Below are 13,280 nucleotides of genomic sequence, written 5' to 3'. Positions count from 1 at the left end.
CCGATGCGGTCTTCGCCCAGCAGATCCCCGCCCGCAGCATCCGCCGGCTCGCCTGCGACGCCGACCTGATCCCCCTGGTCCTGGGCGGGAAGGGCCAGGTTCTCGACCTCGGCCGCAGCCAGCGGCTGTTTCCCCCGCACCTGCGCCGGGCCCTGGTGGCCCGCGATAAGGGCTGCGCCTTCCCCGGGTGCACCATCCCCGCGACATGGTGCGAAGCCCACCACATCCGCCCCTGGGCAAAGGGCGGCACCACCACCCTCACCGACGGGGCGCTCCTGTGCCCGCACCACCACCACCGCATCCACGAAGGCCCCTGGACGGTGCACTCGAAGCACGGCATCCCCTGGTTCCTCCCACCCCACCACCTGGACCCGGACCAAAGACCCCGGCGCAACGCATACTGGACAGCCCGACCCCCGAGCGGAACTACGGAACGCCACCTCGAGTAAGCAACTGGACACCTCCTCGCGGCCCCACCTGTCCGGTCACCCGGCCCGACCCACCTGTCCGGTCAAGCGGCCAAACCCGCCCAACCGGTCACCCGGCCAAACCCGCCCAACCGGTCACCCGGCCAAACCCGCCCAACCGGCCAAGCGGCATCGATCCGCCAATCCGGTCACGCGGCATCGATCCCACTTGCGCAAGGCAGCACCCGCCCTAGGGTGAAAGGCATGAGTGCCGCCGCCGACTTCATCGACGAGTCCCTCCAGTACGAAAGTACCGAGGAGCGAGCGGAGGACTATGAACGACGCATGGGAGGTGCGCTCGAATACTACGGCGCCTCGGTGGGCGCCATCCGCGGCACCATCCGCAACGCCACCCGCCGCTATCCGGATCTTTCGCACGACGACGTCACGGCCCTCGCGTCCGAGCTCTGGGCGCGGCCCGTATTTGAACGTCGGCTCGCGGCCGTGGTGCTGCTGCAATCCAACGTCCGGCTGCTCGTCCATACGGATCTCACCCGCGTCGAGGGCTTCCTCCGCTCGGCGCCGCTGCACGACCTCGCCGACCCGCTTGCGGTCGACGTCGTCGGGTCCCTCCTCCTCCGACTCGACGGGCAGGACGCCCGCCGGGTCCGCACGGTCCTTGAACGCTGGGCGGCCTCGGACGAGGCCCGGCTCCGCCGCGCGGCGGTGCTGGCCCACCTTCCCGCCTTTCGGAAGGGCGTGGGCGATGAACCTGCCTTCCAGCGCATCGTTCGGCTGGTGTCGGGCGGACAGGACACCCGCGTCGAGGAGGTTGGGGAGGCCGTCCGCCTTGTCCGTGCGGCTGTCGGCCCCTGACCTGCTTCTGGAGCGGCCCGACATGCGTCAGGACCGACGGCGCCCGCAGGCGGCCTTCGGAGACGGTCCCTAAGATGAGGCATGGACTTCTCGGACACCGTGTGGACGCTTCTGGGGGCGGGGCTCATCCTGCTGATGCTCGCCGACGTCTTCCATACCCTGCTCTACCCGCACGGATCCGGGCCCGTCTGCCGGACCATCATGCGCGGATTCTGGTATCTCTCGAGGGGAGTGAGGGGCCGGTCCTCCGCGCTTGCCGCACCGCTGGCGATGGCCGCCGTGATCGGGGCCTGGGCGGCGCTGGCGACCGCGGGATGGGCCTTCCTCTACCTGCCGCACCTGCCTGAGGGATTCGTCTACGCCGACGGCGTGCCGCAGCAGGGCGGCTTCGCGGAGGCGATCTACGTGTCGATGGTCACCCTCTCGACCGTCGGCTTCGGTGAGGTCGTGGCGGGAGATGCCGGCCTCAGGCTGCTCACCGCCTCGCAGGCCGTCACCGGTTTCGGTCTGCTGACGGCCACCGTCTCCTGGATCCTGCAGACCTATCCGGCGCTGAACCGCCGTCGCGCCCTCGCCCATGACCTGAACCTGTTCCGGGAAGCGGCCGGCCCCGAGGGCCTGGCGTCAATCGACCCGCATCATGCCGCCGGACTCCTTGAGTCGCTGGCCAGGCACGTCGCGTCCGCCAGCATCGACCTGCTGGCGTTCTACGAAAGCTACTACTTCCACGAGGTGGAGCAGCGGAGTTCCCTGCCGGAGAGCATCGCCTATGCCTCCCGCCTGGCCGACGAGGCCCAACGCAGCGGGGACAGGGAGCTCCGGTTTGCCGGGCGGATGCTCGCCGCGGCACTGGAGGATCTCGCGCAGGTCCTCCGCGCACGGTTCGGGCATGCCGGGGAGACCTCCTCGGCCGTCTTCGATCACTACACGATGCACCACCGCCACGGCCGCTGAAGGCGGTTCGAGCGGGGATCCGCAGTAACGACAGCACAGCGGTCGACGCCGGCCCCCGCGGAGCGGCCCTCACCGCCCCGCGTGAGGTCGGAACCTAGAACAGCGACACGTTAAGGATCGGCTCCGGCACGTCATCCCGGTCCTTCAGGAGGGGCCCGGCCTCCCCGGAGCTCTGGAGCACGGCCTGGACCTGCCCGGGAGAAGCGCCCGGGTTGTTGGCGAGGTAGAGTGCTGCGCCCCCGACAACCAGTGGGGCGGAGAAGCTTGTTCCGCTGGCTACAGCGTATTGGCCGCCGAGGTAGGTCGAATCGATGCAGGTACCCGGTGCGGCGATGTCGACCGCGGGCCCGTAGTTCGAGTACGAGGCAAGACTGTCGTCGATCTCGCCGGGAACGCACTCGTCGACGGGTCCGACTCCTCCCGGCTGTCCGTCGGTATCGGAGAGTGCCGAAACCGTGATGACCGAGGAGTAACCGGCGGGTTCTACGCCGCTCGCGTCGCTGGCCTCGTTCCCCGCGGCCGCCACGACGGGGACACCGGCGCCTATTGCCGAACAAACGGCCTCGAGGATCATGTTTTCGTTCGGTGGTTGGCAGTCGACGTCGTTCCCGCGCAGCTGGCCGCCGAGGCTGAGATTGGCAACGTCGACGGTCTCTGCGTTGGCGGTCACCCAATCCAGCCCGCAGAGCAGGCTCGAATCGGTGATGATTCCCCATGAGTCCGCCACCCGGACCGACCACAGCCGCGCACCGGGTGCGACTCCGACCCGCCCGATCTCGTTGTCCAAGGCGGCGGCAAGTCCGCCGACCATCGTGCCGTGGCCGACGGCGTCTTCGTACCCGTCCCCGGAGGCACAATCGACGCCGCCGACAACGTTGAGATCGGGGTGGTCCGACTGCAGGCCCGTATCGAGAACCGCAATGTCGGCGTCGACTCGCTCGTCGATGCCGTCGATCTTCGCCGTCGGACTTTCCAGCGCCCCGGTCCGTTTCACACCGTTCGACACGATCTGCGCCGGCTGCGGCGGATCGGCAATGGCGCCGACCTGAGGAGCTGCGACCGACCGGTCCGGCAGGATTTCGCTGACCCGGGGATCGGTCTCAAGCTGCTGGACCTGGGTCCCGGAGAGGACCGCCGAATAACCCTGGAAGGCCGATTGATAGACGATGTCCGGCCGGATCCCCGAGTCCTGCGCATGCTCGGCGGACACCGTCCCGGCGTCGACGCCTTCGTTGAGGACAACGATCACCGGCTGGGCAGGAGCCTGAGCACCGGACTCCACCGCACCCGCGGGCCATGGGCCAAGGGTGGTGCCGACCAGCACCGCCAGGATTGTTCCCACAGTTTTTGCAGCGTTCATGAGACGCCTTCCTTGCCTGGAGATTCGGCGAGGCGCGGGGGGAGGGCCGCTCACCGTTTCGCCCCATCTTAGGCGCGCCCCGGGCGCACAACAACGAAAATGAACTTCGTACGACGGCCCGGTGCCGCCGCCCGGCTCACCCTGGGGCGTCCAGAAGACGCCGGGCGAAGAATCGTGCCTCACCCTCGATCTCGAATCCCGGCACGGCGGTGTGGCCGCCGGTATTTGCGGAAAGCGTCTTCTCCGGCGCAGGGATGGCGTCGAATACCGCGAGGCCCGCGGACCGGTCAACCAGTTCGTCATCCCACTGCAGCAGGAACCTGACCGGCACCCGGAGACGGCCGGCGTCCTCCACCAGCGGCCCGGTGCCGACCAGGCCGAACACGGCGGCGGTGACCCGCGGGTCGGCCGCGACGAAGGGGATTCCGACCGCAGCGCCCAGCGACAGGCCCCAGAAGCCGACGCCAATGTCGGCCCCGACCTCGTCCAACGCCTGGACGGCCGTCAGCGTCCGCGACCATTCGGGCAGGGCCCGGGCACCGACGTCGGCGTTGTAGCTCTCGAGCAGGGGGCCCACCGGGACGCCGCCGCGCCGTGCCGTGGCGAGTCGGTTAACGAATTCCCTGTCCCGGTCCTCCCGCTCCCGATCGCCGTGGCCGGGAGCGTCGATCGCGACGACGGCGGCATCCATCTCCTTCAGGTAATGCCGCGCGCGTGCCACCACCGCCGGTACCCCCTTGTGCTGGCCGCCGCCGTGGGCAAGCAGCACCACCGCCCGGCGCTCGGCGGGCCGGTCCCGGGTCCACAGCACGCCCGGGAGCACCCCAAGTCGGAAGGGGCGTTCCAGAACGCCGTCGGCAGAGGTCCGGTCAAGGAATTCCATGCGTGTTCCCTTCAGGTCAGACCGCCGAGCGGTGTCCAGCCGACGGGGAGCGGCCCGCGGATGTCCGCCCGGCGACGGTCGGCGTCCGCCGACCAGCCCTGGGCTGCCCGGGCTCCCGGCGCACCGACCGGCCCCCGCGCCACCCGGAAGCCAACATCCTCCAGCACCGCGTCCGGCGCGCTGCCCCGCCGCACCGACGCCCGGCTGCTCCATGCCCGGTCGGCCCACCCACCGCCACGGATGGTCCGGTAGTCGCCGTACCGGGCGGTGTCCGCGTAATCCCAGCACCACTCCCACACGTTCCCGATGGTGTCGTAGAGCCCGAACGCATTGGGGGCCTTCAACCCCACCTCCTGTGGGGCGTCGGTGCGGTCGGCCGCCGTCCACGCGATGTCGGGCAAGGCGCCGTAGGTCGGTGTCCGGGTGCCCGCGCGGCAGGCCCACTCCCACTCCGCCTCGGTGGGAAGCCGAAAGCCGTCCGCGTCGACGTCCCACCGGACGTCCCGCTCCCGGACCGCGTAGGCCGGCCGCACCCCGTCCCGGACCGACATGGCGTTGCACCACCGGATGGCGTCGAACCAGGTCACCGGGTGTGCGGGTCCCTTCGGCGGCCGTCCGGGTGGAACCGGTGACCCGGACGCCGCCGCCCAGTCGGCCCAGGTGACCTGCGTGCGTCCCATCAGGTAGGGAACCAGCGTCACCTCCCGGGAGGACCCGGAGCGCGCATCGCGCAGCCCGATGGTGCCGCCGGGGATCGGTTCCATCGCGAGGGTCACCGCCGGCCGCCGCGGGGATGCCGGCCGGCGGCCGCCGGGGACAGGACGCGGCCGGTCGAGTGGAACACCATGGTCCTCATTCTCCGCGCGGGGAAGCTTTTCTGCGCAGAACCGGAGACGATTGTTTCCATCGCGCCGGTGGAGGCAGGACGTTCACCCGGGTTCACCCGGGCGTTGACTGCCCGCCTCCCATTGGCAACGTGGAGACGGAAGAGTCCCTTGGGTCAGCTGTGACGGCTGAGTTTTACCGAAAACCTGCTTCCAACCAAGGAGATTGCCTGTGATGCACCCCATCAGCCCCCTGAGCGCGCACCGCCGGCGGAAGGAGCCCCTCCGTGCCCTCCTGACCGGCGCGGTGACCCTGGCCGCCCTCGCCACCGGTATCAGCGGAGCCTCCGCCGACACCACCCGGGATGACCGGGCCACCGTTATCGCGCACCGCGGGGCCTCCGCCGACGCACCGGAGAACACGCTCCCCGCCGTCGACCTCGGTGCGGCGGTGAAGGCCGACTTCGTCGAGATCGACGTCCAGCGCACCCTCGACGGCGAACTCGTCGTCATCCACGACACCACGCTGGGCCGCACCACCGACGTTGAGGCGAAATTCCCCGCCCGCGCCCCCTACCGCGTGGCGGACTTCACCTACGCGGAAATTTCGACGCTCGACGCGGGATCCTGGTTCGGTGCCGGTTTCGAAGGAACACCGGTTCCGACCCTGCAGCAGGTCCTGGATACCCTGCACGGCAGGGCCGGGCTGCTCCTCGAAGTCAAGAGCCCCGAGCTCTACCCGGGCATCGCGGGACAGATCGCGGCCGCGCTCGACTCCGAGGGGTGGCTGAACGCCGACGCGCGGGCCGGACGCCTCGTCGTCCAGTCCTTCAACTGGGACTTCATGCGGGAATTCAACGCCCTTGCGCCGGAGGTCCCGGCCGGGCTGCTCGGCGGCCCGCCCGCAGCGGAGGAATACGCGGAACTGTCCACCTGGGCCGACCAGATCAACCCGAGCCACACCCGCGTTACGGAGGAGTTCGTCGCGACGGTGCACCAATACGGCATGGAGACCTGGCCGTACACCATCGACGACCCTGACCGAATGCGTGCCCTGGCCGCCCTCGGGGTGGACGGCATCATCACGAACAAGCCCGCCCTGCTCAGCGGGGTGCTGAAGACGGACCCGGCAGGCACCAAGTAGGCCGGCGCCCACCGGGACGGGGCCCGGCCGCCCGTCCCGGTGGACCGTGCCAACCCTGCTACGGGAGCCTGCCCCTTCACCACGGGGATCCGGGCGATTATCATCCGGGCATACCCCGCCTCGAGGAAGGTGCCACCAGTGGAGACCGCCGCCGACTTCGACGCCGCCCTGCGCGCCCTCGCCTCCGACGAACAGCGGGTAAAGTACGCGCGGTACTTCCCCGGCGATGATTCCTTCATCGGCGTCCGCATGGGCGACGTGTTCAACCTCGCCAAGACCGCGCTCGCCCTGCCCGCCGCGGAGCTCGAGGCGCTGCTGGAGAGCCCCACCCACGAAGTGCGGGTGGGAGCCTGCTCGATCATGGGGAAGGCGGCCATGAGCCGGAAGGTGACGCCCAACCGCCACCGTGAACTGTACGAGCTGTACCTGCGGCGGCACGACCGCATCGATACCTGGGACCTCGTCGACCTCGCCGCCCACCAGGTGGTCGGCACCTGGCTCCTCGACAAACCCCGCACGCCTCTCGACCGCCTCGCCGAATCGGGGTTCTGGCCCGAACGGCGCAGTGCCATCGTCGCGACGGCCGCGTTCCTCAAGCGGAAGGAGGTGGACGACACCCTCAGGATCGCCGCAGTCCTCGCCGCCGACGGTGAAGAACTCGTCCAGAAGGGCGTCGGCTGGATGCTCCGCTATGTCGGAGACATCGACCGGGCCAGGCTGCTGGCCCACCTGGACCGGTATGCGCCCGACATGTCACGCGCCGCCGTCCGGGCGGCGATCGAGAAACTCGATCAGTCCACCCGCGGGCGCTACCTCCGGCCGAACTGAGCAGGTGGACACCCGTCGGCGCCGCCTGCGCTCCTAGCCGCCCCAGACGGAGGCGCCCACCGCCTGCAGCGCCTGGTTGTCGATCCTGAGCAGCGATGCCCCGACGCCGCCCACCGCATACAACGAGACCGGCACCAGAAGGCACCACTCCCGCAACGATCCGGCATTGCCCAGCACGGGCACGGCGAAGTGCCCGTTCCGCTTCCACATCCAGCCCACCACCGGCAGCGACGCCAGGACCCGCGGCGGCCGGATGCGAAGCGGGTAGAGGAGGTTACAGCCCCCTGTCGTCATCATGTCGCCGGCAATGTGCACGACGACGCCGAGGCCCACTGCGATGGGAAACCAGAACTGCTCCTCGGGCGCGAAGGCGGTGACGAAGGCACCGGCGGCCAGGCCCACCGCCCACGGGAACTTGCGCATGGTGTCCGGGATGATCTTCAACGCCTTGGCGGCGAAGGAGACAAGCAGGACGGTCAGCAGGCCTGCGCCCGGGTAGATGGTTCCGTAGGATGCGGTTTCAGCGGTCCACATTCCTGCGAGCCAGGCCACGGCCACGAAGGCCAGGACGCCGAGCAGGGAGTGGGTTCCGCGGCGGTGCCCGCCGGAGAGCTTCCCGATGCCGGTGCAGACAAGGTTCGACACCGGGGGCAGGGAGTTGGCGATGGTGGCGCTGCGGTGGTCCGCATCCGGGAGAAGCGCAGCGCCGGCGGTCACCAGGGCGCCGGTGACCACGCCGATGGGGCTGACGTCGAGCAGGCCCAGTCCTAGGTTGAAGGATCCGGGCGGGACCGGCAGCACGCCGGTGCCGACCTCGATCCGGGTGGTGACAGCGACCCAGGCGGCTGCGCCGCAGGCTGCGTGGTGGGCTCCCATCATGGTGAGCGTCCCTTTCTGGAGAAACTTCGCCGCGCCGCTGTGCGGTCCCGGCGTTTTTGCTCCACCATCGTTGCCGCTGCCACTGTCATTGTGCCCGGCGGGGCCATTGCCGGTCCGACAGCGGGCTGGCATCCTTGAGGAATCCGGCCCACGGCAGCACACGGGAGGAACCGACGATGCCGCTCTATCTGTCGAAGTTCAGCTACACCCCTGAATCCTGGGCCCGACTGATCGGCAACCCGGAGGACCGGCGGCAGGCCGCCCAGACGTACATCGAATCGGTCGGAGGGAAGCTCCACGGCTTCTGGTACGCGTTCGGAGAGCATGACGGCTACACCCTGTGGGAGGCGCCGGACAATGTGTCGATGGCTGCGGTGGCCATGGCACTGAGCGGCGGCGGCGCGCTCGGGTCGCTGGAGACGACGGTGCTCATGACCGTCGATGAAACCCTCGAGGCCCTCCGCAGGGCCGGTGGGATCAGGTACCGCCCGCCCGGGGCATGAGGCCGGGGTCCGCGGGGACCCTGCAGGAACCGAAGCCCACGAGCGAAAGACCGGCGACGCCTTGATTGAACTGCACACGGACCAGGAGGTCGCCGAAATGGCCGCCGCCGGGGAGTTCGTAGCCTCCACCCTGCAGGCCCTGAAGCTTCATGCCGTCGTGGGGACGGACCTGCTGGAGCTCGATGCGCTGGCCCACGACCTGATCCGCCAACGCGGAGCCCAGTCGTGCTACCTCGACTACGCGCCCTCCTTCGGGTCCGGGCCCTTCGGCTACGTCCTGTGCACCTCGGTGAACGACGCCGTCCTCCACGGCAAGCCCCACGCCTACCGCCTCCGGGAGGGGGACCTGCTGAGTCTCGACTTCGCCGCCACCGTTGATGGGTGGGTGGCCGATTCGGCCTTCAGCATCGTCGTCGGCACGGCCGACCGGGACGACCTCGAACTGATCCGGCTGACCGAGCGCGCGCTTGAGGCCGGGATCGACGCCGCGGTGCCGGGAAACCGGATCGGGGACATCTCCTACGCGATCGGCAGCATCGCCCGTCAGGCCGGCCTGTCGGTCAACCTTGAATTCGGCGGCCACGGCGTCGGGCGCACGATGCACAGTGACCCGCACGTGCCCAACGCCGGCCGGCCGGGCCGCGGGTTCCCCCTCAAGCCCGGCCTGGTCCTCGCGATCGAACCCTGGTTCATGCGCGGCACCGACCGGCTCCGCGTGGACCCCGACGGGTGGACGCTGCGGAGCGCCGACGGAAGCCGCGGCGCCCATTCCGAACACACGATCGCCGTCACGAAGAATCGGCCGATCGTGCTCACCCGCCGGCCCTGGGGCGACAGATTTCCCCCGTGAGGCCCGGCTACCGCTCCTGCAGGACCGAGAGCACGTTCCCCGACGGGTCCTTGAACCAGGCGATGAAGGGGCCTCCGCCGCGGTGGACGCCGGCGTCGTCCTGCTCGATGCCGTCGTAGCGTTCAAGGCGCACTCCACGCTCGGTCAGCGCACCGACGGCGGCATCGATGTCCGCGACCTCGAAGTTCAGGATGGTGAAGCTGGCCGGGGTGGCATCGGACGATTCGTAGACGAGGGTGTCCCGTCCGCCGGCGAGGTGCAGCCACATCAGGCCGTGCTCCTCCGACGTCTTCAGCCCCAGTGTTTCGCCGTAAAACCGCCGGGCGTCCGACAGGTTCCGGACGGCCAGGCCGCTGAAGGCCTTCGTCTCTGTGAACATTTTCGTTGTCCTTTCGCGGGGGAGCCGCTGCGCTGCGGCCGGTAGCCCCAGAATGGCACTCCACACCTCTGGGCAACAGGGGGACTTTGCGCAGGCGGCCCGTCCGGCCCAGCAGCCCGCAGGGAGCCGGCTCCCTCAGGATTCTGGCAATTGCCTGTTGCCAAGGGGCCTCCGAGGGAGTGAAGTTGGTTCTACTCAGGCCGGAGTCCGGCCGCCGTTCCGTTCCGGTGCGGCGCACCCGCTAGGGAGGTCACCATGAGCACGACTTCTGAACCAGTCACCGAACCGGCCCGCGGGGGTGAGGAACCGGAGCTCAAGCGGGTCCTCGGGCCAAAGCTCCTGCTCCTTTTCATCGTCGGCGACATCCTGGGTGCCGGTGTCTACGCCGTCACCGGCACGATGGCCGGTACCGTCGGCGGCATCGTTTGGCTGCCGTTCCTCCTGGCCTTCATCGTGGCGACGCTGACGGCCTTCTCCTACCTGGAACTGGTGACGCAGTACCCCCAGGCGGCCGGTGCGGCGCTGTACTGCCATAAGGCGTTCGGCGTCCACTTCGTGACCTTCCTCGTGGCCTTCGCCGTCGTCTGTTCCGGCATCACGAGCGCCTCGACCTCGGCGAACGTCCTGGCCCAGAACTTCTTCGGCGGGCTCGAGATCAACGGCTGGATGGCGGTCCCGGGCCAGGGCGTGATCACGGCGGTGGCGATCGGCTTCATGCTGCTGCTGGCGGTGATCAACCTGCGCGGGGTGGGGGAGAGCGTGAAGTTCAATGTCGTGCTCACCATTGTCGAGATGACCGCGCTGTGCATCGTGATCGGCGTCGGGTTCTTCGTGATCGCCCAGGGGGAGGGGAACCTGCAGCAGGTCACGGTGTTCTCCGACTACGAGGACAAAGGGCTGTTCCTGGCGGTCACCGCGGCGACCTCCATCGCGTTCTTCGCGATGGTCGGCTTCGAGGATTCGGTGAACATGGTGGAGGAGACGCACAATCCCGAGCGGATCTTCCCGCGCACCATGCTGACCGGCCTCGGCATCGCCGTGATCCTCTACATGCTGGTGGCCGTCTCGGTGGTCACGGTGCTCACGCCCACCGAACTCGGGGACATCCGCGAGGCCGAAGGCGCAGCACTGCTCGAGGTGGTGCACAAGGGCTCGCCGGACTTCCCGATCGACAACATCTTCCCGTTCCTCGCCGTCTTCGCGGTGGCGAACACCGCCCTGATCAACATGCTGATGGCCAGCCGCCTCATCTACGGCATGGCCCGGCAGAACGTGCTGCCCCGCCCACTGGGCAAGGTGCTGCCCGGCCGGCGGACGCCCTGGGCCGGAATCGCGTTCTCGACCCTCCTCGCGCTGGGCCTGATCCTGTACGTGACCAGTGACCCCGAGAGCAACATCGTCGCGAACCTCTCGGGCACCACCGCGTTCCTGCTGCTGTGCGTGTTCACCGTGGTCAATGTTGCCTGCGTCATCCTGCGGCGCAAGCGCGATCCCAACCGCAAGGTGTTCTTCACCTCACCGGGCCCCCTGCCGATCATCGCGGCACTGCTGTGCGCCTTCCTCGCCGGCCCGTGGGTCGGCCGGGACATCATCCAGTACCAGATCGCCGGCGGGCTGATGGCGATCGGCGTCCTGCTGTGGTTCATCACCTGGCTCATCAACCGGAGGACCAACGCCGGCGCCCGCCAGGAGGTGTGACGACCCCGGCGGACCAGGACCGGCCCGTGAGCCCGTCCGCGCCCTGATTTGACTCTCGGTCAGACAGAATGCAGGGTTTTAGGTCTGTCATGTTCGTCACAATTACGCAGTCGGCTTGGTATGTTCTGCATGCCGCCGCCTGCGGAAGGATCACTATCCATGCCTGAACGCATCACCACTGCTGCGCCGTCGTCACCGGCCAAAGCATCCGGCTCAAGCAGTTCCCAAGCCCACCTCACCCGGGCGCTGAGCAACCGCCACATCCAGCTCCTTGCCATCGGCGGGGCGATCGGGACCGGGCTCTTCATGGGCTCGGGCAAGACCATCTCCCTCGCGGGCCCCTCCGTGATCTTCGTCTACATGATCATCGGCTTCATGCTGTTCTTCGTCATGCGCGCCATGGGTGAAATCCTGCTGTCCAACCTCAGCTACAAGTCCTTCAGTGATTTCGCCGGTGACCTGCTGGGCCCCTGGGCGGGCTTCTTCACCGGCTGGTCCTACTGGTTCTTCTGGGTGGTCACCGGCGTCGCCGACATCGTGGCCATCGCCAGCTACGTCGACGTCCTTGCCCCCGGGACGCCCCTGTGGATTCCGGCCCTGATCACTCCCGTAGTCCTGGTGCTGCTGAACCTCCCCACGGTGAAGGCCTTCGGTGAGGCCGAATTCTGGTTCGCGATCATTAAGGTCGTCGCGATCATCGCCCTCATTGTCACGGGCGCAGTGATGATCGCCACGAACTTCACCTCACCCAGCGGCCAGGAGGCCAGCCTCGCCAACATCTGGAACGACGGCGGCATGTTCCCCCACGGGATCTTCGGCTTCGTCCTGGGCTTCCAGATCGCCATCTTCGCCTTCGCGGGCATCGAGCTCGTCGGCACCGCCGCCGCCGAGACGAAGGACCCCGAGAAGAACCTGCCCCGGGCGATCAACTCCATCCCCATCCGGGTCCTGCTGTTCTACGTCGGCGCCCTGGTCGTCATCATGGCCGTCAACCCCTGGCGCAGCATCGATCCGGCCACCAGCCCGTTCATCGGGATGTTCTCCCTCGCCGGGCTGGGAATCGCAGCGGTTGTCATCAACCTCGTCGTCCTGACCTCCGCGGCATCGAGCGCCAACTCGGGCATCTACTCCACCTCGCGCATGGTCTACGGGCTGGCCCAGGACGGCAATGCACCCAAGGCCTTCGGCCGGCTCAGCCCGCGCAAGGTCCCGCAGAACGCGCTGCTGTTCTCCTGCATCTTCCTCCTGGCCGGACTGGTCCTGCTCTACTCGGGTGACTCCGTCATCGAGGCGTTCACCGTCGTCACCTCGGTGGCCTCGGTGCTCACGATGTTCGTCTGGTCGATGATCCTCATCAGCTACATCGTGTTCCGCCGCCGCCGCCCGGCCCTCCATGAGGCGTCGGCGTTCAAGATGCCGGGATCGGCGTTCATGCCCTACGTCGTGCTGGCGTTCTTCGGGTTCATGCTCGTCGCCCTGGCCCAGGCGGCCGACACGCGCCTCGCGCTCGTCGTCGCTCCCCTCTGGTTCCTGATCCTCGGCGTCGCCTGGTACTTCAACCGGCAGACCCCGGTGCAGCAGGCACGCATCGAGGAGCACAAGGCCCTCCATGCGGCCGGACAGGGAATCCTCAAGCACTAGACGCAGGCCTCCGGTCAGGCCTCTGGCCGGTCCGCGGTGACACGAAGGACCGCT

The 13,280-nt window shown here is 68.7% G+C and carries 14 protein-coding genes; 9 read left to right on the top strand and 5 right to left on the bottom strand.

Features of this window, described 5'->3' with window-relative positions; genetic code table 11:
• From ACX80W_RS15775 to ACX80W_RS15765, 3 genes are all read left to right on the top strand, one after another.
• A partial coding sequence (locus tag ACX80W_RS15775) for an HNH endonuclease signature motif containing protein (RefSeq protein ID WP_459284947.1) occupies positions 1–449 on the top strand: 449 nt, incomplete at its 5' end.
• A gap of 222 nt (positions 450–671) precedes the next feature.
• Positions 672–1,283: a DNA alkylation repair protein gene (locus ACX80W_RS15770; protein ID WP_459284945.1), complete on the top strand. Its 612-nt coding sequence runs from the start codon at positions 672–674 to the stop codon at positions 1,281–1,283.
• Positions 1,284–1,364: 81 nt separating this feature from the next.
• Complete coding sequence (locus tag ACX80W_RS15765) at positions 1,365–2,237, top strand: potassium channel family protein (RefSeq protein ID WP_459284944.1); 873 nt, start codon at positions 1,365–1,367, stop codon at positions 2,235–2,237.
• 94 nt (positions 2,238–2,331) lie between these two features.
• Here ACX80W_RS15765 and ACX80W_RS15760 read toward each other — a convergent pair whose 3' ends face one another.
• The 3 genes from ACX80W_RS15760 to ACX80W_RS15750 form a co-directional block, all read right to left on the bottom strand.
• On the bottom strand, positions 2,332–3,597 hold the full coding sequence (locus ACX80W_RS15760) for a S8 family serine peptidase (protein ID WP_459284942.1): 1,266 nt from the start codon (positions 3,595–3,597) through the stop codon (positions 2,332–2,334).
• 136 nt (positions 3,598–3,733) lie between these two features.
• Positions 3,734–4,480: an alpha/beta fold hydrolase gene (locus ACX80W_RS15755; protein ID WP_459284940.1), complete on the bottom strand. Its 747-nt coding sequence runs from the start codon at positions 4,478–4,480 to the stop codon at positions 3,734–3,736.
• An 11-nt stretch (positions 4,481–4,491) separates the two neighbouring features.
• Positions 4,492–5,244 (bottom strand): formylglycine-generating enzyme family protein, encoded by a 753-nt coding sequence (locus ACX80W_RS15750; protein ID WP_459284938.1) that lies wholly within the window; start codon positions 5,242–5,244, stop codon positions 4,492–4,494.
• A 295-nt stretch (positions 5,245–5,539) separates the two neighbouring features.
• On the opposite strand from ACX80W_RS15750, the gene ACX80W_RS15745 reads away from it, so the two are divergent.
• Together ACX80W_RS15745 and ACX80W_RS15740 are read left to right on the top strand one after the other, a co-directional pair.
• Positions 5,540–6,448 (top strand): glycerophosphodiester phosphodiesterase, encoded by a 909-nt coding sequence (locus ACX80W_RS15745; RefSeq protein WP_459284936.1) that lies wholly within the window; start codon positions 5,540–5,542, stop codon positions 6,446–6,448.
• 138 nt (positions 6,449–6,586) lie between these two features.
• Positions 6,587–7,276, top strand: coding sequence for a DNA alkylation repair protein (locus tag ACX80W_RS15740; protein WP_459284934.1), 690 nt, complete (start codon positions 6,587–6,589; stop codon positions 7,274–7,276).
• 33 nt (positions 7,277–7,309) lie between these two features.
• Here ACX80W_RS15740 and ACX80W_RS15735 read toward each other — a convergent pair whose 3' ends face one another.
• Complete coding sequence (locus ACX80W_RS15735) at positions 7,310–8,155, bottom strand: metal-dependent hydrolase (RefSeq protein ID WP_459284932.1); 846 nt, start codon at positions 8,153–8,155, stop codon at positions 7,310–7,312.
• Between the two features lie 176 nt (positions 8,156–8,331).
• Between ACX80W_RS15735 and ACX80W_RS15730 the strand changes: the two genes are divergently transcribed.
• Both ACX80W_RS15730 and map read left to right on the top strand, forming a co-directional pair.
• Complete coding sequence (locus tag ACX80W_RS15730; RefSeq protein ID WP_459284930.1) at positions 8,332–8,658, top strand: GYD domain-containing protein; 327 nt, start codon at positions 8,332–8,334, stop codon at positions 8,656–8,658.
• Between the two features lie 61 nt (positions 8,659–8,719).
• The gene (map, locus tag ACX80W_RS15725) at positions 8,720–9,508 is read left to right on the top strand and encodes a type I methionyl aminopeptidase (RefSeq protein WP_459284928.1); all 789 of its coding nucleotides are present in this window, start codon (positions 8,720–8,722) and stop codon (positions 9,506–9,508) included.
• A 7-nt stretch (positions 9,509–9,515) separates the two neighbouring features.
• Here the strand turns inward: map and ACX80W_RS15720 are convergent, their stop codons facing one another.
• Positions 9,516–9,887 carry a VOC family protein gene (locus ACX80W_RS15720; protein ID WP_459284926.1) on the bottom strand — a complete coding sequence of 124 codons (372 nt, stop codon included), beginning with the start codon at positions 9,885–9,887 and terminating at the stop codon, positions 9,516–9,518.
• Positions 9,888–10,142: 255 nt separating this feature from the next.
• Here ACX80W_RS15720 and ACX80W_RS15715 point away from each other — a divergent pair, with 255 nt between their 5' ends.
• A complete protein-coding gene (locus ACX80W_RS15715; protein WP_459284924.1) occupies positions 10,143–11,585 on the top strand; it encodes an APC family permease in 1,443 nt (480 codons plus the stop codon).
• A gap of 159 nt (positions 11,586–11,744) precedes the next feature.
• Positions 11,745–13,226, top strand: coding sequence for a D-serine/D-alanine/glycine transporter (cycA, locus tag ACX80W_RS15710; protein ID WP_459284923.1), 1,482 nt, complete (start codon positions 11,745–11,747; stop codon positions 13,224–13,226).
• Positions 13,227–13,280: the final 54 nt, after the last annotated feature.

It is taken from the genome of Arthrobacter melezitosi, from assembly GCF_054511055.1.
Note: the sequence above shows the minus strand (reverse complement) of the source record. Positions and strands in the feature narration are given on the sequence as shown.